The organism is Martinezella lusitana, assembly GCF_010668395.1.
In the GTDB taxonomy this organism is placed as follows: Bacteria; Pseudomonadota; Alphaproteobacteria; order Rhizobiales; family Rhizobiaceae; genus Rhizobium; species Rhizobium lusitanum_A.
In genome coordinates this window covers 549,315-575,075 of record NZ_WUEY01000002.1, presented here as the reverse complement: position 1 = coordinate 575,075, position 25,761 = coordinate 549,315, and the positions used below count along the sequence as shown (strand labels likewise).

Annotated in this window: 19 protein-coding genes; 8 read left to right on the top strand and 11 right to left on the bottom strand. The window is 61.3% G+C overall.

Annotation, left to right across the window (positions count from 1 at the left end):
* Positions 1–7 precede the first annotated feature (7 nt).
* Complete coding sequence (locus tag GR212_RS06570; RefSeq protein ID WP_204326281.1) at positions 8–1,402, top strand: MmgE/PrpD family protein; 1,395 nt, start codon at positions 8–10, stop codon at positions 1,400–1,402.
* 40 nt (positions 1,403–1,442) lie between these two features.
* On the opposite strand, the gene GR212_RS06565 is transcribed toward GR212_RS06570, so the two are convergent.
* Positions 1,443–2,762: an aspartate aminotransferase family protein gene (locus tag GR212_RS06565; protein ID WP_163985649.1), complete on the bottom strand. Its 1,320-nt coding sequence runs from the start codon at positions 2,760–2,762 to the stop codon at positions 1,443–1,445.
* Positions 2,759–3,817 carry a phosphotransferase gene (locus tag GR212_RS06560; protein WP_163985648.1) on the bottom strand — a complete coding sequence of 353 codons (1,059 nt, stop codon included), beginning with the start codon at positions 3,815–3,817 and terminating at the stop codon, positions 2,759–2,761. Before GR212_RS06560 ends, GR212_RS06565 begins: the two co-directional genes overlap by 4 nt.
* Positions 3,818–3,926: 109 nt before the next feature.
* Here GR212_RS06560 and GR212_RS06555 point away from each other — a divergent pair, with 109 nt between their 5' ends.
* Positions 3,927–5,138 (top strand): ROK family transcriptional regulator, encoded by a 1,212-nt coding sequence (locus GR212_RS06555; protein ID WP_163985647.1) that lies wholly within the window; start codon positions 3,927–3,929, stop codon positions 5,136–5,138.
* A gap of 2 nt (positions 5,139–5,140) precedes the next feature.
* Here GR212_RS06555 and GR212_RS06550 read toward each other — a convergent pair whose 3' ends face one another.
* Positions 5,141–6,169 carry an SIS domain-containing protein gene (locus GR212_RS06550; protein WP_163985646.1) on the bottom strand — a complete coding sequence of 343 codons (1,029 nt, stop codon included), beginning with the start codon at positions 6,167–6,169 and terminating at the stop codon, positions 5,141–5,143.
* Entirely contained in the window at positions 6,159–7,082 is a 924-nt protein-coding gene (locus tag GR212_RS06545) for an N-acetylglucosamine kinase (RefSeq protein ID WP_163985645.1), read from the bottom strand. The genes GR212_RS06550 and GR212_RS06545 overlap by 11 nt, the downstream gene beginning before the upstream one ends.
* A 124-nt stretch (positions 7,083–7,206) precedes the next feature.
* Here GR212_RS06545 and GR212_RS06540 point away from each other — a divergent pair, with 124 nt between their 5' ends.
* From GR212_RS06540 to GR212_RS06520, 5 genes are read left to right on the top strand one after another with little or no spacing between them, the layout of a single operon-like run.
* Positions 7,207–8,457, top strand: coding sequence for an extracellular solute-binding protein (locus GR212_RS06540; protein ID WP_163985644.1), 1,251 nt, complete (start codon positions 7,207–7,209; stop codon positions 8,455–8,457).
* 1 nt (position 8,458) lies between these two features.
* The gene (locus tag GR212_RS06535) at positions 8,459–9,394 is read left to right on the top strand and encodes a carbohydrate ABC transporter permease (protein ID WP_163985643.1); all 936 of its coding nucleotides are present in this window, start codon (positions 8,459–8,461) and stop codon (positions 9,392–9,394) included.
* A 45-nt stretch (positions 9,395–9,439) separates the two neighbouring features.
* Positions 9,440–10,270, top strand: a complete 831-nt coding sequence (locus GR212_RS06530; protein ID WP_163985642.1) for a carbohydrate ABC transporter permease — start codon at positions 9,440–9,442, stop codon at positions 10,268–10,270.
* 20 nt (positions 10,271–10,290) lie between these two features.
* Positions 10,291–11,343 (top strand): ABC transporter ATP-binding protein, encoded by a 1,053-nt coding sequence (locus GR212_RS06525; RefSeq protein ID WP_163985641.1) that lies wholly within the window; start codon positions 10,291–10,293, stop codon positions 11,341–11,343.
* Between the two features lie 11 nt (positions 11,344–11,354).
* Positions 11,355–12,128 carry an SDR family NAD(P)-dependent oxidoreductase gene (locus GR212_RS06520; RefSeq protein ID WP_163985640.1) on the top strand — a complete coding sequence of 258 codons (774 nt, stop codon included), beginning with the start codon at positions 11,355–11,357 and terminating at the stop codon, positions 12,126–12,128.
* Positions 12,129–12,358: 230 nt separating this feature from the next.
* On the opposite strand, the gene GR212_RS06515 is transcribed toward GR212_RS06520, so the two are convergent.
* From GR212_RS06515 to GR212_RS06485, 7 genes are all read right to left on the bottom strand, one after another.
* Positions 12,359–18,571 (bottom strand): putative Ig domain-containing protein, encoded by a 6,213-nt coding sequence (locus GR212_RS06515; RefSeq protein ID WP_163985639.1) that lies wholly within the window; start codon positions 18,569–18,571, stop codon positions 12,359–12,361.
* A 936-nt stretch (positions 18,572–19,507) separates the two neighbouring features.
* Positions 19,508–20,026 (bottom strand): MarR family transcriptional regulator, encoded by a 519-nt coding sequence (locus tag GR212_RS06510; protein ID WP_163985638.1) that lies wholly within the window; start codon positions 20,024–20,026, stop codon positions 19,508–19,510.
* 81 nt (positions 20,027–20,107) lie between these two features.
* Positions 20,108–20,788, bottom strand: a complete 681-nt coding sequence (locus GR212_RS06505) for an ABC transporter ATP-binding protein (RefSeq protein WP_163985741.1) — start codon at positions 20,786–20,788, stop codon at positions 20,108–20,110.
* Entirely contained in the window at positions 20,788–21,531 is a 744-nt protein-coding gene (locus GR212_RS06500) for an ABC transporter ATP-binding protein (RefSeq protein WP_348643448.1), read from the bottom strand. Before GR212_RS06500 ends, GR212_RS06505 begins: the two co-directional genes overlap by 1 nt.
* The gene (locus tag GR212_RS06495) at positions 21,528–22,460 is read right to left on the bottom strand and encodes a branched-chain amino acid ABC transporter permease (protein ID WP_163985637.1); all 933 of its coding nucleotides are present in this window, start codon (positions 22,458–22,460) and stop codon (positions 21,528–21,530) included. Before GR212_RS06495 ends, GR212_RS06500 begins: the two co-directional genes overlap by 4 nt.
* A 3-nt stretch (positions 22,461–22,463) precedes the next feature.
* Positions 22,464–23,363: a branched-chain amino acid ABC transporter permease gene (locus tag GR212_RS06490; protein WP_163985636.1), complete on the bottom strand. Its 900-nt coding sequence runs from the start codon at positions 23,361–23,363 to the stop codon at positions 22,464–22,466.
* Between the two features lie 77 nt (positions 23,364–23,440).
* Positions 23,441–24,742: an ABC transporter substrate-binding protein gene (locus GR212_RS06485; RefSeq protein WP_163985635.1), complete on the bottom strand. Its 1,302-nt coding sequence runs from the start codon at positions 24,740–24,742 to the stop codon at positions 23,441–23,443.
* A 239-nt stretch (positions 24,743–24,981) separates the two neighbouring features.
* Here GR212_RS06485 and GR212_RS06480 point away from each other — a divergent pair, with 239 nt between their 5' ends.
* On the top strand, positions 24,982–25,668 hold the full coding sequence (locus GR212_RS06480) for a DUF2848 domain-containing protein (RefSeq protein ID WP_163985634.1): 687 nt from the start codon (positions 24,982–24,984) through the stop codon (positions 25,666–25,668).
* Positions 25,669–25,761 lie beyond the last annotated feature (93 nt).

The window sequence follows — 25,761 nt, the reverse complement described above, 5'->3', positions numbered from 1 at the left end:
GTATCTCGTGTCGACCGATGAATTCGTCTTGATGGCGCCGGGCGCCTCGCTTGCCGAGCGTATTTCCGCCTCGCTCACTTCTTTCCGTCTGGAGGACGTCCCTGGCCGGGCCGAGGAGGTTGCCGTCAACGATTTGATCGACATGGCCGGACTTTGCGTCGCGGCCCGCAATTCCGATTATATTCGCGCGATCGTCGAGGCCAGCGACGGCATCGGCAATTGCACGGCGATCGGCCATGCTGGCGGTTTCGACGCGGCTGCGGCCGCGCTCATCAACGGCACTGCAACCCATGGCGAGGATTTCGACGATACGCTCGAAGGCGCCCCGATCCGTGTCGGCGCCATGGTGCTGCCGGCGGTCCTCGCCGCCGCGCAACGATATCGCCGCAGCGGTGCCGATACCCTGAGAGGCATCCTGGCCGGACTGGAAATGATCTGCAGGTTCAACAGCGTGGTTCCGGGCGCCATCCACAAGGCGGGCTTCCACCCCGTCGGCGTCATCGGCGCCTTGGGTGCGGCGGCAGGCGCTGGCGTCACGCTCGGCCTCGATGCCCGGCAACTGACGAACGCCTTCGGCATTGCCGGCAGCATGGCGTCCGGTATCGGGGAGTTTCTGACCGAAGGCGCCTGGACCAAGCGCCTTCATCCGGGCTGGGCCGCGCAGTCCGGCTATCGCGCCGCCCTCCTGGGGCGCTCCGGCTATTTCGGACCGCGCACCGTCTTCGAGGGGCCGAGAAACATCTTCAAGGTCTTCAGCAGGGGAGCCGCGCCGGATTACGAGGCTCTGACCGAAGGCATCGGCACCGAATGGCTGATGGAAAAGATCGCCTTCAAGCCCTATGCCTGCGGCACGATGATCCATCCCTTCATCGACTGCATGCTCAGGCTGCGGGCAACGGACGTCAAGGCCGAGGATATCGTTTCGATCGTCTCCGAGACCGGGGAGGGGTTGGTGGACCGCCTCTGGGAACCCCTGCCGACCAAACACAGGCCGCCTTCCGGCTATGCGGCAAAGTTCAGCATGCCCTTCTGCATGGCGGTCGCCTTCTTTGACGGCGACGCCGGTCTGCAGCAGTTCACCGACGAAAGGGCCGCCGATCCGCGCGTACTCGATCTTGCCAGCCGGATCCGCTACGTCATCGATCCGGCCAACGAGTATCCAAGGAATTATACCGGTCACATCCGGGTTAGCCTCAAGGATGGTTCGGTGGTGGAGCTGCGTCAGCCGCATTTCCGCGGCGGTGTCCGCGAGCCGCTGACCCGCGACGAACTGATCGCCAAGTTCAAAGGCAATATCGCTTACGGCGGCGCGTCGGCGGAATATGGAAATTCGCTTCTCGACTTCTGCCTCAACCTCCGCCAGCTGGACGAGGTGTCCCAGCTGACGGAGGCGAGCGCATGAAAAGACCCACGGTATAGTCGTCGTTGCGGACGGCCTGAAATCATCGGCCCTTTTGCATGACGTCTTTCAATGTGGCGTCGAAGGCTTCCATAAAGCAATCGGCGTGCGAGCGGGAAAATACCAATGGTGGCCGGATTTTCAGGACGTTGGCATGGGGGCCGCTGGCACTGATCAGAACGCGCCTGTCGCGGAGGCCGTTGACGATTCGGGCTGCCGCTGCCGCCGAAGGCTCTCCGCCTTCCATTACGTCGACGCCCAGGAACAGGCCGACCCCGCGGACGGACTTGATAAGCTCGGAGCGACCGGCATATGTCTCCAGCGCCGCCTTGAGATAGGCGCCCACCGAGCGGGCATTCGCGACAAGGTCCTGATCTCTGATGAACTCCAGGACGGCCTGCCCGGCGGCGGCCGCGACAGGATTGCCGCCGAACGTATTGAAATAGCGGGCGTTGCGGCCGAAATCGGCAATAATCTCCGGCCGGGCAATCAGGCCGGCCATCGGATAGCCATTGCCCATCGGCTTGCCGGTCGTGACAAGGTCCGGAACGATGTCGTGACGGAGGAAGCCCCATAGCGCTTCGCCCGTCCGCCCGAAACCTGGCTGGACCTCATCGGCGACGAAGATGCCGCCTGCCTCGCGGATAGCCGCGACCGCCGCTTTCAGAAAGCCCGGAGGATCGGCGATGACCCCATCGCTGGAGAAGATCGTATCGACGATGAGCATCGCCGGTTTGATGCCGTGCCGCCTGAGGTCGGCGATTGCGGCTTCGACTTCGCGGGAAAAGGCCGCTTCGACCTCGGATGCTGGCAGATCCGGGTTCGGCGGCGAAACAGTCCTGACGTGAATTCCAAGGTCGACATTGGGGCCAAGCGAGGGAGAGAATTCCGCCACCGTGCTGGTGACGCCATGGTATGCATGGGATGTCACAATGATACCCGTCCCGCCGGTATAGGTCCGGGCGATGCGCACGGCGAGATCGTTCGCTTCGCTTCCCGTGCATGTGAACATGACCTGGCTGAGCTCGGCCGGAAAGGTTGCCGTTAGCGCTTCGGCATAGGCCAGGATGCCCTCATGCAGATATCGGGTGTGGGTGTTGAGCGTTGCCGCCTGCCGACCGATTGCCTCAAGAACCGTGGGGTTGCCATGACCGATGGAGGCGACGTTGTTATAGGCGTCAAGGTAGGCTTGGCCGTCCGCATCGTAGAGCCAGACCCCTTCGCCGCGCACGAAATGCAGCGGCCGTTCGTAGAAGAGACGATAGGCCGGCCCGAGGACGCGTTCACGACGCGCGATCATCTCTTGCTCTTCCTTGTTCAGCCGGCTGAAATCATCAGCGCCGAATGCATTTGCCATCGTCATGAGAGGTCTCCGATTTTCTGCCGGAAGAAAGCGCCAAGGTCTGCGTCGCTGTGGTCGACAAGGCGCATGAGGCCGGCAAGTGCGATTGGGTGATTGCGGAGAATATAGTCACGGTTCTCCGGATAAAGGGCGGCGCGCCATTCGGTAATGATGACGGTCATGGCGAGCCGCGTGCGTAACAAAGTCGGAAGGCAGGAGATTTCCAAAGGATCGAGCGGATTGACGCGGTGATAGGCGCGAAGCATGGCGACGATGTCATCGAGCCCGTTTTCTGCGCCGATCTGGTATGAAAGTGCGACGGCAAGATCGTTGACGAGAGGTGCTTCGACCATATCCCCGAAGTCGATGACGCCCGTCACCGTCGCGGGATCCCGCTCCGAAACAACGATATTGTGCGGATTGAAGTCGTTGTGGATGACCTGCCGTCGCAGTCCCCTCATCGCCCCGTTTGCAAGCAGGTCGAAGTTTTCGAGAACGTGGCCGACCATCCTTTGCCGCGAAGGGTCGACATGGGCGACATAGCCGGTCAGCGCGGCCGCATTGCAAATATCCCAGAGCAGGGTCTGGTGCGGAGTTTGCAGGTGGAAATCCGCCAGGCCCTTGCCGAGACGCGCGAGCATCTCGCCCAGGGCGCCCATCTGCTCCGGCGAGCGCCGAGCCTTGTAAAGTTGCCGACCAGGAAGATAGGTCAGCAACCGCGCAATCCGGGGCTTCTCCCCGAGAGGCAGGGTAACCAGCATCTGGCCAGTTTTCGAAGGAATGGCGCGAGGCAGAGGAAGGGCCGGTGATTTGGCTGCGAGATGGATGAGCGCCTGCGTCTGAAATTCGAGGACATCGGGCCGCTCGGCCGGATTGGCGATCTTGAGAATATAGTCGTCTGCCGTATCTGTCTGGATCAGGAAGGTTTCATCCCGCTCGCTCGACAGCGTTGCCGCCTTTCCGGTGAGACCGAAATAATCGAATGCGATTGCCTCGACAGTCTCATGCGAAGTCTTTCCGACTTCGGCGCTGAGCGCGTCTTGGCTTTGCCGGTTTGGCTCTGATGTCGAGGACATAAGGATCACGCCTTTATTGACACTGGGCTATGGAGGATGATTGAAACTGCCAGATGCGATTTGCATTTTGCGGTGCCAGAATCGCCGCCGCCCACCGAAACGAGCCAAGATGCCACCCAGCCCAATTCCATCTCTCACGGAAAGTTCGCGTCAGGTTCTGCGCGTGGTGGCTTCGTCCGGACCGATTACCCGCCCAAGGCTTGGCGCGATCCTCGATCTGTCCAAGCCGACGATGACCGCGGTCATGAACGAGCTGGGCGCGCTTGGCCTCGTCGCGCCGATCGGCTCGCAGCAGGGCGCCATGGGCCGGTCCGCGACCGTTTATGCGCTCGGGCCCGCAACGGGTTACGTCATCGGCATGGATGTCGGCGCGGGACAGGTCCGCGCCGTCGCGCAGGGACTTGACGGCAGTCCGCTTGCAACCGTCGAGCTCAAAATCGCAAAGCAGAGCCGCGCGACGATTGAAGAAGTCGCGTCCGTGGTCGATGATGCCGCGAAGGCTGCGATCCTGGCCGTTGGCCCTCGTGGCAAGGTGCTCCGCAGCATTGCCGTTGCCGTTCCGCGCATCGTTTCCAGAAATCGCTTGGGTCAGAACAAGCGTCGCGCGCCGGAGGCCGTTCTGCAGCGCTTGCGCCAATCGGTTGATGCGCCGATCCTTCTCGAAAACAACGTGAACTGCGCCGCCTTCGGCGAACTGCAAACCGGCATAGCGAAAGGCCGGGACATCTTTGTATTCCTGCAGGTCGGCGTGCGCGTCGGTCTCGGCATCGTCATCGGCGGAAAACTGTTTCGCGGCTTTAACGGTGCGGCAGGGGAAGCCGGCCGCATCCCCTTTCCGTGGTCGCTGGATGCCGTTCCGGAACGTGAAGGCCTCGAACATTATCTCGGCTCCGATGCGTTGATGGAACGCTGCATTGCCGGATGGTCGGCGGGCGATGCGCCGGCAACCGCGCGGGAACTCTTCGATCGTGCGCAGCAAGGCGAAAAGGAAGCTCTGGACTGGGTCAACCGGCACGCTGCCGATATCGGACGGATGGTCGCTGGTTGCATCGGCTTCTTCGATCCGGGTCTCGTTGTGCTCGGCGGCGGTGTTGGGCAGAATCCCATGATTCTGGACGAGGTTCGACATGTGTCGCGCGATCTGAGCTGGGCAACGGAAATCGCAAACAGCACGCTCGGCGCAAATGGTACGGTTCTTGGCGCAACGCGGCTGGCCGCGGAATACGCGCTGGCGAGAATTCTGGGAGAAACGCCGGATGCCACCGTCGTTCTTCCCTGGAATGAGGCTGCGGCGGATGAACCGCAGCCTTCGTTTGGCTAGAGTCAGACTTCCGTCGGTGACCAGGGTTTCAATTTCGTATCGGTTTGGCGATAACGGAAGGTGATATCGGTCAGTCCGGCTGCGTCTTGCATATCGCCGACGATCATCTGCAACGCGACGATCTGTATGATCGCGTCGGCCACCGGATTGTCGAATCCCGGCACCGTCATGACGGTGAGGCCTGGACGCTCGGCGACGTCATCGCGATTCGTGATCAGAACCGAGGGGCAGCCGAAGCCCGCCATATCCTGCGCTATCCTCACCTCGCGGCCATTGCCGAAAGCGATGACGCCGGTGCGGCCATCCTGGGATTCCATCGGGCCGTGCAGATAGTTGAGGGTATCCCAGCCGGCGGCCGGGATACGCACCGCCTCGCGAATCAGCATCGCGCCTTCGCCGGCAGTCGCAAAGCCGGCGCCGGCACCGACGAGATCGATCTCGGCACAGGATTGCAGGCTGGCCGCTGCCGCTTTTGCCGCCCCCCGCGCCGATTGCAACGTCTGCCGAACGGCTGACGGCAATTCCGTCCACCCGTCGAAGGCCTTGCCAGCAATGGCATCGCAGAGAAGCCCAATGGCCAGCACCATGCCGGTATAACCGGTCGAGCTTGCACCGTTGTCCGCGCCGGATCCGCTTGGAATGACGGCGCCGACCAGCTCGGCCAGCGGATTGCCGCCGCTTCTGCAGATTGCCACGCGAGGCAGATGCGCGCGCAGCGCCATGACGTCGGAAATCTCCTTGCTCTGCCCGGATGCCGACAGAGCGACAAAAGCTTCCGCAGCGCTATCCACGGCCTGATAGAGATCGGTCGGGCAATAAGGGAAGGATGGGACGCCAAGCAGCCGGAGATAGAAGGCGCCGACCATCGCGGCCTGGTAGCTGGCGCCTATGCCCGCAAAACCGATCGACTTGCCGCGAAAAGGCGCAATATCGATCGCCTGCAACGCGCTCGCCACGGTCTCCAAGCCCTGAGCCAGGCTCTCCGGCTGCCGGGCGACGGCACCGCGATAGCCAATCCGTTCATTTGCCATTGAATTTCTCCATTCCTAGAATGCCATTGCGAAAACGTTCGGCCATTGCCAGCGCGCCGGTCACGGGAGGCGCGCGCAGCAGCGTGACCTCGCTGGCCGGCGACAGGTTCGACATGGCGTCGACAAATGCGTCGAAAAGCATGGGCTGCTCGACGACGACACCGCCGCCGATCACCACATGACGCGCATCCGCCCCGCGGCCGATCAGGACCCCAATCAGAGCGGCAAGCGCCTCCGCGCCTTCGCGGATCACCCGGTTTGCCAATGGCGAGCCCTGCCTTGCGGCTGCAAACACGGCATCGGCATAGCCGCCCCAGATGGCGGCGCTGCGGGTGTCGTTCAAAAGCCGGCCGATCTTGGTCGGATCGCCGATCCTGAGCTTTGCCATCAACTCCGCAATCAGCGGATCGTTCGTTTGTCCGAGGTCTATCGCGCCGCGAACCGCGCGCGCAGCTTCCCTGACGAGAGCGGCGGCGCTGCCTTCGTCTCCGAGAATCCAGCCCCATCCGCCGGCGACGAGCATTTCATCATCCGCGTTGCGGGCGACGGCGATCGACCCGGTTCCAGACACGACGCCGATGCCGGACTGAAAACCTGCAGCCGGAACGAGCAGTTCGGAATCGTTGACGACCTTTATGTAACCCTCCAGCTGCGGGGCGAGGTCGGATTCGAGCTGTTTGCAATGCAGATCCGTGTCACAGCCATGGGCACCGATTACGGTTGCAAATAGTTTGCCGCCGGCCGTCTGCTTGATGAGCGCGGCGAGTGCTGCGGCGTCTTTTTCCCGGTCCCATATGCGCCAGTCCGTGGAGGCAACCACCTTGTCCGCGATAACGCGGCCGGAATCCTTGACGAGGATATGCGTTTTCGTTCCCCCGATGTCGATCCCGGCGATGAGGTCAGCTTGTTTCATATGGTTTGGCGCCCTGTCATCAAAAATATAGTTAGGCAAATTTACAAACTATCTAGCCAGAACGCAAGAACTATGATTTGGTAATCGTCGTGGACATGCTCTAGAACCAAAAAGGGGGAGCGCAATGAAACTGAAATCGATTGCAGGGGTGCTGACCGCAGCAACCATCGCCTGGGGCGTTTCCGCGCCCTTTACCTATGCGACTGACATTTCTTTCTGGACCTGGCGTCAGGAAGACAAGGCCGCGTACAACGAGCTATTCTCCGATTTCACGAAGGAGAATCCGGATATTCATGTGAAGTTCGAATCCTTTCCGGACGAGAACTACCCGACGATCGTTTCCACCGCGCTTGCCGGCGGAAAGGGTGGCGATGTCATTCACACCCACGCCTATGGCTGGCTGGAGCAGTTCATAAAATCCGGCTACTTCGTCAAGCAGGACAGCTCGAACATGCCTTCGCTTGCCAACATGTCGGCCGACGCGCTGCTGGCCGGCACCTATCGCGGCGACGGGCAGGTTTACTCTCTGCCTTTCGCGTCGCAGACCCTCGGTCTGTTCATCAACAAGGATGTCTTCCAGCAGGCCGGCCTGAAGCCGCCGACCACATGGGACGAGTTCATCACCGTCTCCAAGGCGCTGAAGGAAAAGGGCATTATCCCGCTGGCGAACGGCCTCGGCACCAGCTGGTTCAATGAGATGTTCGTCGCATCCTTCACAGGGCCCTTCCTCGGACAGGATTTCGTCTCGGACCTGAAGACCGGAAAGGCGACATTCAAGGACCCGCGCTACATCGCAGCGCTCAACAAACTGCTTGAACTGCGCGACTACATGCCGTCCGGTTACGAAGGCGTCGACTACGACACCGCCGGCCAGTTGTTCGTGAGTGGGCGTGCCGCCATGCTTGCCGGCGGCAGCTTCGATATCGCCACCTACAAAAGTCAGAATCCGCAGCTCAACATGGAATTCGTCGCGCCACCGGCTGCCAAGGCAGGCGACATTCCGCAGGTGACGAAATTCTTCGACGGCGGCTATGCGGTCAATGCCGCTTCGCCCAACAAGGATGCCGCTCTGAAACTGGTGGCCTGGATGGGCACCAAGGAATTCGGAGACAAGTTCACCGCGCTTCTTGGAAACATCTCGCCGATCAAGGGCGTCGAGGTGAAGGATCCCCTGCTGGCCGAGGTTGCCAAGCTCAACGAGACGGCCATGCCGCATATCAACGTCGTCTACTTCCGTTTCGAAAAGCCGACGGGATCCGAGTTGCTGCAGACCGACATTACGAAGATGATGTCGGGATCGATGACACCTGAACAGCTGGGCGCCGACCTCACCAATGGTCTCGCCAAGTGGTACAAGCCTTTCCAGGGGAAATAAGATGAGTTCAGATCGGCGCCGATCCACGTCCCTTTGGCCGCGGCGCCGGTCGTGGTGGATTTTCTTCCTGCTGTTTCCGGCTCTGGCCGTGATGACGCTCTTTGTCGTCTGGCCATTGCTGTCCGCCCTGCGATTTGCTTTCTACGATTTCAACGGGCTCCTGCCTTCGAACTTCGTCGGGTTGGAAAACTTCCGCAAGGTGCTGTTCGAGGAGCCTTTCAGCGGCTGGACGTACAATGCCTTCTGGCACAACGTCATCGTATTCATCTCGCTGATGATCTTCGAGAACGGGACTGCCTTCCTGATCGCCTTCGCGCTCTTGAAAGGGCTGCCGGGGCACCGCATCCACCAAGTCATCATCTTTGTGCCCGTGGTGCTATCGTCAGTCATCGTCGGCTTCCTGTGGAAACTGTTCCTGCACCCTCTCTTCGGCCTGGTGAACGGCGCTTTGGCGCTCATTCACATCCAGGGGCCGGCCTGGCTGGGCAATGAGAACACAGCGCTCGGCAGCATCATTTTCGCCAATGTCTGGCACTGGCTCGGGTTTCCGACTCTTGTACTCCTCGCCGGGATGCAGCGCATTTCATCCGAGGTGATCGAGGCTGCCCGTCTCGACGGCGCCGGCGATTATGTCCTGCTTCGCAAGATCATCTGGCCGCTGATCGCGCCGAGCGTGACGATCGTCTGCATCCTGACATTCATCGGCAGCTTCAACTGGTTCGAGATTCCCTATGTGATGGCCGGCCTCACCGGTTCGCCGGGGGGCTCGACCGATGTCCTGGGCCTCTATTTCTACCGTACCGCCTTCGGCAGCGTGACGAGCGGCATTCAGGATTTCGGCCAGGGCAGCGCTCTCGCCGTGCTGATGTTCATCTTCGTCGCCGGCTTTTCGTTCGTCGCCCTGCGGTTCCTGCGCCGCCGTGAAATCCAGCTTTAGAGATTGCGCCTTGCCGTTGTCGCCTTCAAACCTGCGAGACTAGACATGAAGAATTCCAACGAGTGGATGAAGAACGGCGTCATTCAAGCGCTGCTGGCGCTGAACGGGCTGGTGATGCTTTATCCGCTCTTCGTCATGGTTGTGTCCGCCTTCAAGACGAATGCCGAGATCTTCAGCTCGCCCTTTGCCTTGCCGCACAGCTTCGCGCTGACGAACTTGCAGAAGGTGTGGGAGCAGACCAATTTCATTCGCTATATGCTGAATTCCTTCGGTGTCACAGCCGCCTCGATCGTGCTGATCCTCGTTTTTGGCACCATGGCGGCCTATGCGATAGCGCGGTATGAATTCAAGCTCGGCGGAGCCGTCCTGATGTTCTTCATCAGCGGCATGACGGTCCCCCTCAAGCTGGCGATCATTCCGCTCTTCATTCAGCTCGACGCGCTGCATCTGATCGATACCTATGCGGGGCTGATCCTCGTCTATGTCGCCATGGGCCTGCCGTCCGCGGTCTTCATCCTGACAGGCTTCCTTCGGACGTTGCCGCGGGAGCTCGAAGAATCCGCACGCATCGATGGCGCAAGCGAACTGCTGATCATGCTGCGCATCATGCTGCCGCTGGCGCGGCCGGCCATGGTGATCGTCGCGATCCAGAATGCCGTTCCCATCTGGAACGATTTCTTCTTTCCGCTGATCCTCATCACCTCGGATGATCTGAAGACGCTGCCGCAGGGCCTGACCGTCTTCATCGGCGAATTCACCACCGATTGGGGCGTCATGTTCACCGGCCTGACGCTGGCCGCGCTGCCGATCACGCTTCTTTATATCATCCTCTCCAAGCAGTTTATCGCCGGCATCACGCAAGGCGCCGTGAAATAGCCAGGCAAGGGAATCTCGACATGAGCTCCGTTCAAATCCGCAATGTCAGCAAGAGCTACGCGCAAACCAGCATCATCAAGGACATCTCGGTCGACATCCCGGATGGCGAGTTCGTCGTACTCGTCGGACCTTCCGGCTGTGGAAAGTCCACGCTCTTGCGGATGATTGCGGGACTGGAAGAGATTACGGATGGCGAGATAGCGATTGCTGGCAATGTGATCAACGATATCGCGCCCAAGGCACGCGATATTGCCATGGTTTTTCAGAACTATGCGCTCTATCCGCACATGACCATCCGCGAAAACATGGAGTTTGCGCTTTCGCTCAAGAAGGTGCCGAAGCCGGAGATCGATGGAAAGGTGATGCGGGCCGCGGAAATTCTCGGACTGCAGGATTTGCTGACCCGCTATCCGCGTCAGTTGTCCGGCGGTCAACGCCAGCGCGTCGCCATGGGCCGGGCGATTGTCCGCGATCCGAAGGTGTTTCTGTTCGACGAGCCCTTGTCGAACCTCGATGCCAAGCTGCGCGTGCAGATGCGCGCCGAAATCAAGGCGCTGCACCAGCGGCTGAAGACCACGACGGTCTACGTCACCCACGATCAGGTCGAGGCGATGACGATGGCCGACCGAATCGTGGTTATGCGGTCAGGGATTGTCGAGCAATCCGGAACGCCTTTGGACCTCTACGACGATCCGGCCAATATTTTTGTCGCGCAGTTCATTGGCTCTCCGGCGATGAACATCCTCGAAGGGGAGATCAAGGCTGGCGCTTTCGAAACAAGCGACGGCATGAGACTGACGCTGCCCGTCTCAAGCGCTGCCGATGGCCAGCGTGTTTTCTACGGCATCCGCCCCGAACATATTCGTCTGTCCGATCAGGGCGTGCCGGGCACGGTTCACATTATCGAACCCACGGGCGCTTCGACGGAAGTGATCGTCCAGGCGGGCGCGCAGCGGATCACGCTGACGCTTCATGAGCGCTTGATCTCGAAGCCGGGCCAAGACGTCCGCTTGAGGATCGATACGAGCAAGGTTTGCCTGTTCGATGCCGACGGCCGGCGCATCCGCGACTGAAGGGGCAAGAGATGATCGAGGAAACGGGCAGAAAATGCGTTGTTGTCACCGGCGGCGGTTCGGGGATCGGCGCTGCGGCCGCTTTCGCCTTTGCCGCGGCCGGCTACGATATCGTCGTCAACTACAGCCGCAACCGCGAAGGCGCGGAGGCCGTTGCCGATCGATGCCGGATCCGGGGTGTCGACGCGATCTGCATTCGGGGCGACATTGCCGATGATGCCGATTGCCGGTCAATCGCGGAGGCTGCAGTGAAGCATTTCGGCCGGCTTGATGCGCTGGTCAACAATGCAGGCGTGACCCGCTATGCCGAAGCAACCGATCTGGAGGCTTCGAATGCCGAGGATTTCGACCATATCTTCGATGTCAACGTCGTCGGCACTTATCAGATGATCCGCGCGGCCGTGCCCCATCTCAAACAGGCCGAGCTAGGGTCGATCGTCAACGTTTCCTCCGATTCCGCCTTCTCCGGCTCCGGCTCATCGCTTGCCTATGCCGCATCGAAAGGCGCGATCAACACGATGACGATGGGTCTGGCACGAACGCTGGCGCCGCGGATCCGCGTCAACTCCGTTTGCCCCGGCTTCGTCGATACGACCTGGGCGCTCTCCTGGCATGATGAAGCCTCCTATGGCGACTTCAAGGCAAACTTGATCGACGCATCCCCTCTGAAAAGCATTCCCGATGCCGCCGACATCGCAGACGCCATCTTGTGGTTGAGCGACCGGGCCAGCAAGGTCACGGGCCAATGCATCGTGATCGACAGTGGAATGCATCTCGGCGCCTAGGCGGAGATTGGTCTTTTGATTTCCGACAGGAACCGGCTCTCACTCATACGTGCCGCCGATTTCAGCGCCGATATTCGTGCTGGCGATCGGACTTGAGCGCTGTGCTCTTCAGGCACAGCGTCTGATGTCGTTGACAGCCCCATGGGCCAACGTGGACGTACCCATTTGACTGATCGGGTGACGTCTCCCATGTCCCGGCGGAGGCTGTGCGGCTGCCGTTGGAAGGCGCGCTAGAAGCGTTCGCGGATGCTCAGGCGCACTTGTTGCGGTGTCGTGCCCGTCTGCCCCAGTGTCGTTCCGTACTCTGCGCCAATTGTCAGGTCTTGCCCCACCTTGAAATCGGCACCGACGGAAACTGTTGCGTAGTCGTTTCCGGTTCCGAGCGTTTTCAGGTCGAACTTGGAGTTCGGCAGATCGGCGTAACCGAGCGAAACGCTGCTGTCTCCGGCGAAATCGTGCCCATACTCCAAGCGGGCACGCGGAGTGATGAACCCCCAATCCGTGCCGATTTTGTATGCGACCCGTAGGCCAAGAGTACCCGTGAGCGTATCGATCGACTGCGATCCATAACTCAAGTTCGCCCAGTCCGCCCCGGATTCCGTGAAGGAATCCAGTGTCGATCGGGACGCTGAAAGACGTCCGTAGGGAGAGATCAGGAAGCCGTCATTGGTATATTCGTAGCCCGTCGTTACGGAGCCGAAGAACTGATGGCCATCGCGGGAACCATTGGCAAAGCTGTCGGTATCCACCGCAAACCGTTTGGAATCGAAGTTCAGCAGTCCGTAACCCGCCAAGCTGTCGATGAAGGTGTCCGACGTCGGATGATAGCTGCCATAGAGCGCGAAACTATAGGACTTTGCGTCACTCTGCGTTCCATTGTCGCCGATGCGGCTCTGATCGCTTCCGTAACCCAGGCCGACGCCGGCCGTAAAGGATTTGCTGAAACGATAGTCCACGCCCGCGCTCACACCGACGGTCGTGTAGTCGTAGCCCTGGTCGAGAGAGCTGATATTCCTCGAGCCGAAGTTCACGAAGCCGCCGGTCCACACCGCAATGCTTCCCTCTCCAAAGGGCGAGCAACGATCCTTGCTGTCGTCCCGAGCCTTTTGAGGATGGGCTGGCTTGTCCTTGCCCTTGCGCGCAAGCAGACCGTCGTCCGATGAATCCGTCTGAGGAGTGGTCGAATTGTCTTTTGATCCGCTTCGATTGTCGCTGACCGTCAGGTCCCATTGATTCTGCAGGCAGCCGTCGCCGTGAAGCTGTTCCAGGTGATCGTTGAAGTTGGAGATCTGTGTTTCGGCGAAGCGCTTGGCTGCATCCGTTTGCGCGTTGATAAGGCCGATGACATCGGGATCCTTCGAGGGATCCTTGCGTGGTGTGACGACGAAGGTTACCGTGCCGGGCGGTGAGGATCCGAAGACGTTGCTGAGCGTGAAGGTTGCCACCGCGGTACCGGAAAAGTCGGGCGATGCCGTGAATTTCAGCTTGTAGTGCCCGGCGCTGACGACCTCGGCAACGACCATTTCGGAGGCTGCCGCAGTATCACCCAACGTGATCATCGCAGTGCCCGCCGAAGCCGGCGACAATGAAACCAGCCGGGCGCCGGTGAAGGGGCCGCCCGTCGCGCCCTGGGTCAGGTCTATCGTCGTCGAGACGCCCGCAACGACCGTAGCGCTTGAAGAAACAACGGTGATGGCCGGGCCGGAGATGGTCAAAGCGTAGGTGATCGAGCCGGTTGCGGTATGAACGTCGGTCGCCGTGATCGTGAAGTTGCTCGCGCCCGCGCCCTTCGGCGTGCCGCTGAGTTTTCCGGTCGCTGTGTCGAGCGACAGCCCATCGGGGAGAGATCCGCTGCTGACGGCATAGGAGTATGGCCCCATTCCGCTCGAGGCGGTAATGGTTTGCGCATAAGCATTGCCGGCCACGCCGTTCGGGAGACTGGTGGGCGTAAAGGTCAAGGTCGGAAGAATGACCGTTAAGCTGAAGGTTGCGCTCGCAGTGGCGCCATTGGTGTCGGTGACGGCGACGGTATAGGTCGTTGCACCGCTTATTGCCGTTGGTATGCCGGAGATGGCGCCTGTCGCCGTATTGAACGACAGGCCCGACGGGAGCGTCGGTGAAAGCGCATAGGTCAAAGCTCCAGTCCCGCCGCTCCCCGTGACCGGAGCGAACGTGGATGCCGCATGCCCGAGTATCAATGTCTGGGAGGCGATCGCCTGGGTGGCTGTTACCGCGCCATTTACCGTCAGGCTGAAGGCCGCACTGGCTGTCGCGCCGTTGGTGTCGGTGACCGTGACGGTATATGAGGCGGTGCCGCTTCCGGCACCTGGCGTACCTGAAACCGTCCCTGTCGCCGTATTGAACGTCAGGCCTGCCGGCAAGGATGGCGAGACGTTATAGGACAAGGTGCCCGTGCCGCCGCTGCCTGTAACCGGCGTGAACGATGTTGCCGCGTGGCCGCTCGTCAGTGATGTCGACGCAATCGCCTGGGTGGCCGTCACCGCGCCATTCACCGTCAGGCTGAAGGTGGCGCTGCCCGTCGCGCCGTTGGCATCACTAATGGTCACCGTGTAGGTCGTTGCGCTGCTCGCCGATGCCGGCGTTCCTGAAACCGTACCGCTGGAGGTGCTGAACGAGAGCCCTGACGGCAGGGAAGGTGAGACGGCGTAGGACAGGGTGCCCGTCCCGCCGCTGCCGGTAACGGGCGTGAATGATGTCGCCGCATGCCCATTTGTGAGCATTGTACTAGCGACCGCCTGCGTTGCCGTCACCGCACCGTTCACGGTCAGGTCGAAGGCGGCACTGGCCGTTGCGCCGTTGGCATCCGTGACGGTGACGGTATAGCTCGTTGCGCCACTGGCAGATGCTGCGGTTCCCGATACCGCGCCGCTCGAGGTGCTGAACGAAAGACCCGACGGCAGGGAAGGCGAGACGCTGTAGGACAGGGTTCCGGTGCCGCCGCTGCCGCTGACGGGCGTGAACGAGGTCGCCGCATGGCCGCTCGTCAGCGTCGTGGAAGCAACTATCTGGTTTGCCGTTACCGCACCGTTTACCGCCAAGCTGAAGGCGGCACTGGCGGTCGCGCCGTTGGCGTCGGTGACGGTAACGGTATAGCTCGTTGCACCGCTTGCCGACGTTGCGGTTCCCGACACAGTGCCGCTTGAACCACTGAACGAAAGCCCCGACGGCAGGGAAGGTGAGACGGTGTAGGACAGGGTTCCGGTGCCGCCGCTGCCGGTAACCGGTGTGAACGATGTTGCCGCGTGGCCGCTCGTCAGCGACGTGGACGCAATCGCCTGGGTGGCCGTCACCGCGCCATTCACCGTCAGGCTGAAGGTAGCGCTGCCCGTCGCGCCGTTGGTGTCCGTGACGGTGACGGTATAGGTGGTGGCGGTGCTTGCCGACGTTGCCGTTCCCGACACAGTGCCGCTCGAGGTGCTGAACGAAAGTCCTGAGGGCAGGGAAGGTGAGATGGCGTAGGATAGGGTGCCCGTCCCGCCGCCGCCGGTGACGGGGGTGAACGAAGCCGCTGCGTGGCCTCTCGTCAACGATGCGGAAGCGACCGCCTGCGTTGCGGTCACTGCGCCATTCACTGTCAAATTAAAGGTCGCAGTCGCAGTGGCGCCGTTGGCGTCCGTGACGGTCACGGTATAGGTGGTGGCCGCACTTGCCGCCGTTGGCGATCCCGACACAGCACCGCTGGAGGTACTGAAGGCAACGCCTGCCGGCAGGGATGGCGAGACGCTGTAGGACAGGGCTCCTGTCCCGCCGCTCCCGGTGACGGGCGTGAACGAGGTCACGGCGTGTCCGCTCGTCAATGATGCGGAAGCGACGGCTTGTGTCGCGGTCACCGCGCCGTTTACCGTTAAGCTGAAGGTTGCGGCGGCCGTGGCGCCATTGGCATCGCTGACCGTGACGGTATAGGTGGTCGCGGCATTTGCCGAGGTTGGCGTGCCGGAGACCACGCCCGTCGCCGTATCGAATGCCAGGCCTGCCGGGAGGGATGGCGAGACGGCGTAAGACAGGGCTCCCGTCCCGCCGCTGCCGGCGACGGGTGTGAAAGCGGTCGCCGCGTGTCCGCTCGTCAAGGATGTGGACGCGACCGCCTGTGTTGCGGCTACCGCGCTGTTGACCGTCAAGCCGAAGGTCGCACTTGCCGTCGCACCATTGATATCGGTGACTGTGACTGTGTAGGTGGTCGCGCCGCTCGCCGCAGTTGGCGTTCCGGATACGGTGCCGGTCGCGGTGCTGAACGAAAGTCCTGATGGCAGCGATGGCGAGACGGCGTAAGACAGCGTTCCCGTTCCGCCGCTGCCGGTGACAGGCGTGAACGAAGTTGCCGCGTGACCGGTCGTCAGCGACGTGGAGGCAACTGCTTGGCTTGCGGCTATCGGGCCGTTTACAGCGAGGCTAAAGCTCTGGCTGGCATTGGACCCGTTGGTGTCGGTAACCGTGACCGTATAGGTCGTCGCGCTGCTGGCCGACGTCGCCGTACCGGAGACCGCGCCGGTACTCGTGTCGAACGACAATCCCGCCGGCAACACCGGTGATATTCCATAGGCAAGCGGCGCAGTGCCTCCAGACCCTGTGACAGGTACGAAGGTACTCGCGGCGTGATTGGCCGTCAGAGTTGCGGATGCCACCGCCTGGCTGGCCGCTACCGGGCTATTCACGATCAGAATAAAATTATTGCTTGCCGTCGTGCTGTTGGAATCCGTCACCGTCACCACGAAGGTGGTCGCTGTGAGCGAGGTCGTCGGAGTGCCTGTGACCGCGCCCGTCGAGGCATTGATCGACAAGCCCGCGGGCAATGCCGGCGAGATGCTGTAAGTAAGCGGTGCGGTCCCACCCGATCCCGTCACAGGCGTGAAGGCGGTCGCCGCACGACCGCTCGTCAACGCGACAGAGGCGATGGCCTGCGTGGCTGTCGGCGGGCCGTTTACCGTCAAACCGAAGGTGTTGCTGGCTGTTGCGCCGTTGGTGTCGGTGACCGTCACCGTATAGGTCGCCGTGCCGCTTGCCGACGTCGGGGTCCCGGAGACGAGGCCCGTTGAGGCGTTGAACGACAGGCCACCGGGCAATGCCGGCGAAATGCTGTAGGTAAGCGGCGTGGTCCCGCCCGATCCTGTCACAGGCGTGAAGGCGGTGGCTGCATGACCGCTCGTCAACGTTATGGAGGCAACAGCCTGCGTGGCCGTTGGCGACCCGTTGACCGCCAGACTGAACGTGTTGCTGGCCGTTGCGCCGTTGATGTCGGTGATCGTTACGGTATAGGTCGCTGCACTGCTGGTCGCCGTTGGAACGCCCGATACGAAGCCGGTGGACGCATCCAACGACAGGCCTGAAGGTAACGTCGGGAAGACGCTATAAGTCAAACCGCCCGTTCCACCGCCGCCGGTCACCGGCCTGAATGCGGTTGCGGAATGATTGGCAGTCAACGCCGTCGAGGGAACTCCCTGCGTTGCCGTTACCGCCGAATTGACTGCCAATGCGAATCCCGCAGATGCAGTCAGTCCGTTCGTGTCGGTGACGGTGACGGTAAAATTCGAGGGTGCCAAGGTCACGCTGGGCGTGCCTGAAATAGTGCCGCTGGAGCCACTGACGCTTAGCCCGGCGGGAAGTGCCGGCGAGATACTATAAGTCAGTGGAGCGGTGCCACCCGAGCCCGTGACGGGTGTGAATGCCGAGACGGCCCTGGCTTGCGTGGCAGCTTTCGACGCAATCGCAGTCGTTGCCGTCACCGGAGAGACATAGGTGAATTGATTCGCGGCGCCTGTTGTCGACGTTCCACCGGGATTCGTGACCGTGACATTTACAGTGCCGGCACTCCCGGAAGGCGATGACACGGTTATGGAACTATCCGAATTTACACTGAAGCCTGGCGCATTCGTTGCGCCAAAATGCACGGCCGTCGCCCCCGTGAAACCCGTACCGGTCAGTGTGACGCTTGTGCCGCCCGCGGTCGGTCCCGTTGCCGGCGACAGGGCAGTTACCGTCGGAGCCGCGCCGAGCGGGGCCAAGCAACTCCAGTCGATCCGGAAGTTGCCCGTATTGTTGACGACCACTGCTATCGGGTTGGACGTTGTGGATGGGACCGTATAGGTGCCGGTGCCTGTCGACGGGCCAAATACCGTGGCGCCTCCCGACGTAATCCAGTAATTGGAACCGCCGTTTCCGCTCGTCCAGGTAACGACAACGCGCTCGCCTGTGTTGAAATTGGATGCGCTGGAGGTCCCGTGGTACCCCCCGCTTGCAGAATCGAAGTAACCCGACAAAGCGGTACAGCCGGACGACAGCGCGTAGGACGGGGTTGCGAAACCCTGCAAGGCAACCAGAAAAACAGCTGAGAAAAATGCCGGCGCGAGCGTCTGAAAGCGCTTCGCCAGAATTCGAATCGTCGCTAGCAGGAAGATGGCAGCCGGTACGACCATTCGAAAATGCATATGGATGGCTCCCTCAAGCCGTCAAGGATAGGCAAGCTTTGCAAGACGATCTGCCAGTGCCATTCCCGGCGCATCCCTCCATCCGCGAAATGGATTTAAACGTGCGCGCCTGCGTTGGGAAATAATAGTTTTACTAGAAAATTTAGAACCGCATGTCTGTGGCTTTTCAGCAACATGAGGTTGGCATGCCCTGTGTCATGCTTTGGCACGGTTTCGTAATTCGGCAGGGCAAGAAACGTTAATTGACCCGCTGGGATGCTGCCCGGGATTGCGATGGAAAATATTCAATTATCCGCCAGCTATGCTTCACGGCGTTCCAATATTAAGAAATGGGTAATGATTTTTATTAAATGATACGTGAATTATTTCTAATAAACACTAAAGAACACGCCGAGTAAACATAACTATACTTTGGATTCGGCTGGTAATTCCTCGGAATGTATTCTGACTTTGCATGCGGCAAAAGGCTCGGACAGATTCAAAGTGGCTTCATAGCGAGGCGCTAACCCAGGAGTTTGGGACGGGATGGCGAAATCGATAGTTCGCCTCCCGGCCATAGCTTTCCCCGCGGTCGAATCAATACAATCATGGAGAGCGCATTTTCAGTAAATGCACCTTCGATTTGGACATGGAATAGCAAAGAATCACACACGGGGAATCGATGTCCGATTCCCTGGCGGGGATACTGTCGATTCGAGCCAATGCAAGCCTCTCCGCGATCCAGTTCGCTATGAGCGATCGGGAGTGTCGATTGCCATTCCTCCGGTTGTTTTTCAGCACGCAGACCTGGCCGCATGAGATCATTGGCTTCGGCTGTGCAAAGCTGCGGCCAGCAAACTTCTGCTTCCTCCGGCTGAAGTGCGAAGCAGGTTCAGGTCGGAACTATCGAAAACAACGGGCAGAACGTTGCTGCGGTTCGGGGAGCCGCGGGATGCTTCAGGTGCGGCTGCGGCGCTGCTCGGCCCTGTAGCGTAGAAGAGCCAGGCTCTCGTCCGTGCCGGAGACGAGCTTTGTGGCGATGTCGGCAAAGGCGCGAAACTCGTCCGGATCGAGCGCTCCAAAAATAGCGTCGTTGACGGGACGCTGGGTTTCGGCAAGCTCGGTCAGAAGCGCGCGCGCCTTGTCCGTCACCTCGACAATGACGCGGCGGCCGTCCTCCGGGTTGGCGAACTTGTCGACGAGACCGGCCCTGACGAGCTTGGCCACCTCCAGCGTCACAAAGGCGCCGGACTGGTGCAGATGCTCGCTCACCTGGCTGATGCCGACATCGGCCTCCTTCGAGAGGTGCTCGATGGCAATCAGGATGGAAAAGGCCGGACCGGAAAGGCCTATGACCTCGCCGAGCCGGTTGCGGATTTCAAGGAGCCGGGTGCTGAAGCCGAGCGCATCGTGGATCATTTGGCGAAAGGGCGCGTCGTCGCCATCCTTGATCAGTTCGGGTCTGCTGATCGTCACCGACATCATTCGTCCTTCAGCTTTGTAAATTAACTAGCTGAGACGATATATAGAGCGGACCGACCGTCCGCTCAACAAGTGTCACGCCGTCATTTGCGTTTCCCGCGGCTGGAGGTTTACCGCGCCGCGCTCGATAAGCAGCGTCTCGTCCGCCACGGACTTCAGGAGGTTCGGGCTGGATTCGGTGATGAACAGCGCGAGGTCGCGCATGGTCTCGCGCAGGCGCGACAGAGTGCGTGCGTAATCGAGCGCGAGCGCCGGAGCCAGACCCTGGAAGGGCTCGTCGAGCATCAAGAGCTTTTCCGCCACCATCAGCGCCCGGCCAAGCGCCACCATCTTGCCTTGCCCGCCGGAAACGCCGTTGCCGGGGCGTGCCCGCATGATGTGCAATTCCGGCAAAAGCGCATAGACCTTTTCCAGACGGCGTTTGATTTCGGCTCGGGACAGCTTCAAGGCCTGCCCGGGCAGGAGGATATTGTCCTCGACGCTGAATTCGGGGATCAGCCGCCGGTCCTCCGGCGCATAACCAATGCCGGCCGGAGCGCGGGCAAAGGCGGCGAGCGGCAGAATGTCCTTTCCATCCAGGACAATCGAGCCGGAGTCAGCCGGTACCAGCCCCATGATGGCCCGCAACAGCGTCGTCTTGCCGGCGCCGTTGCGCCCGATGAGTATGGTCGTGACGCCGGGCTTCAACGAAAAGGTCACGTCGCGCAGGATTTTTGCTCCCGCCAATGAGACGTCGAGCGAAGAGACGGTCAGCATCATGCCACTCCAATCACGTTTTCGATGACACGGGGATCCTTGAAGACGGCGTCCGGTTTGCCCTGCGCCATCACCCGGCCGGCTTCCCAGACGACGACGCGGTCGGCATAGCGCTCCACGACGTCCATGTCGTGTTCGACGAAAAGGGCGGAAACCTTTGCCTGCCGGAGCGCGCCCATCAGCGTTTCCATCAGGGCAAACCGTTCGAGCGCGCTGACGCCGCTGGTGGGTTCGTCAAGAAGTACGAGCCGGGGTTTCAGCGCCAGGGCAATGGCGATGTCCACGAGCTTGCGCCGGCCTTCCGGCAGGCTTGAGGCGAGCGCCGGAGCGCAATCCGCAAGATTGAACATGGCGAGCAGCGCGGTGGCCTCATCGCGATAGACCTGACGGTCGAGCGCCTTGCCGGCCTGCCAGAGGCCCTCGCGCGAGGCGATTGCCAACATCAGATTGGTCAGCACCGTCTGTTCGAGGAAAAGCTGGGGGATCTGGAAGGCCCGCGCAATGCCCTTTCGCGCGATGGTGCGCGGCGGCAGGCGGGTGATCGGCTTGCCGTCGAGATAGACCTCGCCATCCGACGGTCTGATATAGCCGGTGCAGAGATTGAGAAAGGTCGTCTTGCCGGAACCGTTCGGGCCGATGATGGCGAGGAACTCGCCCTCATCGATATGCAGATCCACGCCATTGGCTGCTTTCACCGCGCCGAAGGTGATATGAAGGTTCTTCGCTTCGAGTAGAACGGTCACGCGAGGTCTCCCTTCCTGGCGGTGTTGAACAAGCCGATCAGACCCTTGGGCAGGAAGAAGATGACACCAAGCAATGCGGCGCCCACGATCATGTTCCAGGCATCCGTGTAGCCGGCGGCGAATGTATGCACCAGTTCGAGGAAGATCGCGCCCACGAACGGTCCGGCTGTTCCGCTGATGCCGCCAAGCACCGCGACCAGCACGAGATGGCCGGAATCGGTCCAGTAGGCCATATCGGGCAGGACATGCCCGATGGTCATCGCGGCGAGCGTGCCGCCGATGCCGGCGAGAAGCGCCGATAGGGCGTAGGCGACAAGAAGGACACCGCGCACCGGAATGCCGAGATATTCGAGGCGGATCTCATTGCTGTGGACTGCCGACAATGCCTCGCCGAGCGGGCTTTTGAAGTAGGCGTTCACCGCGAGGCAGGCCAGAATCATCAGCGCGATGGAGGCATAGAACAGGAAATTGGCAAAGCTCCTGGCCTCCATCGCCATGCCGAGCACGGTCGGCGTGGCAACGCGCATGCCGTCCGTACCGCCGGTGACGCCGTAGAATTTTGCCAGCAGGGAGAACATCACCATAGAGATGGCAAGGTTCAGCATGGCGAAGAAGATGGCGCGATAGCGCACCACGAAGGCGCCGATGAGAAGTCCGGCCGCAAGCGATGCCACGCTGGCGATCAGCAACAGGGCGAAGACATCGGAAATGCCGAAATCACGCATGGCAAAAGCGGTGGCATAGGCACCGACGGCAAAGAACATGGCGTGGCCTATGGAGATCAACCCGCCGCGCAGCAGGATAGCGACGCCGAGGGCGGCAAGGCCCTTGGCGATAGCGAGCGTCAGTATGAATTCGAGCCAGGGGAAGACGACGGTGGCCGCGATGAGGGCGGCAATACCGCCGGCGGCGATGACAAGGCGAGCCATGTTTCAGATCTTTCTCGTCGTTGCGGAACCGAACAGCCCGTAAGGACGGAACAGGAGAACGAGCAGCATCACCAGGTAAGGTGCGACTGCATCGAGTTCGGGAGCGAAATAGACGGCGCCCACACGGGCGAGCGCGACGATGACCGCGGCGACCGCCGCACCTTCGATCTTGCCGAGGCCGCCGATCGCGGCAACGGCGAAGGCAAGTACCATCGTATCGGCGCCCAGCCCCGGCGAGACGCCGGCCTGCGGCACCGTCAGCGCCCCGCCGAGCGCGGCGAGGAAGACGCCGAGGCTGAAGGCGATCATGAAAACACGGTTGGTATTGATGCCCATCGCCTGGGAGACCTCGCGGTCGGCGACGACGGCAGCGATCAGCTTGCCGATGCGGGTATGGCCGATGAAGAGCTTGAGGCCGATGAGGAGCAGTATGGCGAACAAAATCAGGAGAAGCTGATAGGTGAGATACACCACGCCACCGATCTCGATGCTGCCGAGCATCTGCACCGGCGTATCCTCATAGATGGAATCGACACCGAAGACGATGCGTTGCAGGTCTTCCAGGATGAGAAACAGGCCGAAGGTGACGAGGATCTGTACGGCCTCCGACTTGCCGTAGGTCCAGCGGATCAGCGTGCGCTCGACAATGGGGCCGACGATGAGGGCCACGATTGCGGCACTTCCGAAGAGCGCGACGAAGGTCAGCCCCGCCGGCAGGCCCGCGCTCACCACCCAGAGGCTGAGCGACGCCGCGGCATAGGCGCCGATCGAGTAGAAACTGCCATGCGCGACATTGAGCACGCGCAAAACGCTGAAAACGAGAGTGAGGCCAACGGCGACCAGAAAGACGAGCGCCGCGTTTGCCAAACCGTCGATGAGAAGAGGGACGATGGTTCCGAACATGAATTGAACTCCGTGCGCAGGGCACGGGGTGCCTGCGCAAGATGGAGGGTAAGGGGAAGGCGTTTGCCGGCCGAAACCTATTTGTAGGAACCGGGCTGCGGCAGCTTGGAAAGCAGGCTCGCGGAAAGCGTATCGATCCAGGCAATCGGATCCTCGCCCTCGGGCGGCATGAGATCGGCCCCTTTGTAGCGCACCATATTGGCAATGACCGTGCCGTCATGGCCGTTCGCCTTGGCGGTGACGCCGATGATCTGGTCGACCACGCCATCATTGTCGGCGCGGGTCTGCATCGTGCCGGTCAGCGTCTTGACCACGCTGTTCTTCATGGCGGCCGCAACCTCGTCGCGGCTCGGCCATTTGCCGCCATTTTCGGCCATGGCCTTTTCGTATGCTGCCTGCACGTAGAGGAAGCTGTTGGCCATCTTGATGGCCGGGAAGACCGGCCATTTGCCGTATTTGGTCTTGTAGGCCTCGGCAAACTCCCTGGTTTCCGGATTGGCGGCGGCATCGGGTGACATCCACCAGCCATCACCCAGCACGCCGACGATCGCGCCGTCCGGAATCTGCACGTTCTGCATGGAGGATTCGCCGAGGGCGAGGATTGCCTGGGAGGATCGGAACAGGCCGCGCGGGGTTGCCTGACGCACGAAGTTTTCGAGGTCGCCGCCCCAGAGGTTGGAGAAGATCACATCGGGGCGGGCGGCGGTCAGCCGGGAGATCTCCGTCTGATAGGTTCCGGCGCCGAGCTTCGGATATAGTTCGGCCACCACTTCCACATCCGGCTTGAAGGTCTTGATCGCCGTCGTGAAGATTTTCGCGGCGTCGTGTCCGAAGGCATAGTCCGGGTTAATGATGGCGATACGCTTCACATCCGGTTTCACAGCCAGAAGATAGGCGGCATAGGCGACGAATTCCGGCACGGTATTCCCGTTCGGCCGGAAGAAATAGGGATGAGCATCCTTGAGATAGAGCTGGTGCGTGTCGCAGTTCCAGCCGACGGTCGGCACCTTCAATTGATCGCTGATCGGGGCCAGTGCCATGCAATTGCCGGAAGAGAGCGCGGCAATCATCACCTGGTTGGCGGCATCGCCTGCAAGTTTGCGGTATTCGGCGATCACGCCCTCGGTGCCCTGTCCTTCATCCACATAGGTTGCCGAAAGCGGCACGCCGCCGATGCCGCCCTTGGCGTTGATGCGCTCGATCATCAGTTCGGCGGCATCGCGGCCAGGCTTGCCATAGGCAGCCGTGCCGCCGGAGGTGAAGCTGAACACGCCGACACCGAGGGCGGCTGGCTTTTCCTGCGAAAATGCGGTGCCGGCGGCGGCGAGCACGGCGGCGGCGGCAACGGCCGAACGAAGAATTCCACGGTAGCTGATCATCTTTATCCCTCTGGTTTTCCGGTGTTCCGGGTGTTTTGCGTCCGGCGATGCGGCATCGCTGCTTGAGGCGACACGTCCGGGCCGGTCCTGGCGCCGGTTTCCTCGTCCTGCGCCCTGTTTTGATGATTGCGTAAACTCATCTGATATGCAAGATAAAACTGCAGTGAAATATCACTGCCACAAATGAATGCCTTTTAACCCCTTTGCGGGGGTGTCGATACCCAAGGAGCCGTACCGCCATGACCACCCTGCATTTCACCCTGGAAAGCCGCGAGGGTCACACGCCCGTCGCCTTCGACGTCGCCGATTTCGTGATCGCCGGCTGGGCTGGCCGCAACAAGGAGGCGATGGAGCATCATATTCGCGAGCTGGAAGCGCTCGGCGTTGCCCGTCCTGCCGCAACCCCCACCTATTACCGCGTCGCCGCGGCGCGCCTGACGACGGCCGCGCGGATCGAAGACGCCGGGACCGATGGCAGCGGCGAGGTCGAGGCCCTGCTGATTGCCGCTGACGGCAAGCTGCATGTCGGCGTCGGCTCGGACCATACGGACCGCAAGGTGGAAGCCTACGGCGTCACCGTCTCCAAGCAGGTCTGCGACAAGCCTGTCGCCACCACGGTCTGGCCCTTCGAGGAGGTGGCGGATCACTGGGACGACCTGATCCTGAGGAGCTATGCCGTGATCGACGGCGAACGCGTGCTCTACCAGGAGGGGCCGATTTCCGGCCTGCTTGCGCCGAAGGACCTGATTGCTGGCTGGGCGACCGACGGCAGGTTGCCGGATGGGACTGCCATGTTCGGCGGCACCATGCCGGCCATCGGGGCCGTGCGGCCGGCAACGCGTTTCGAAGGCGAGCTGGAAGATCCGGTTTTGCAGCGCAAGATCGGGTTCGGCTATGATGTGAAGACGTTGCCGGTCGCGGGTTGATCTGCGGAAAGGTGGCGCACCCCGCTTGCTTGCGCCCGGCGAGTCGATACTAATCGATCTTGCCGGGCCGCACGAACGGACCGGCGAGAGAGC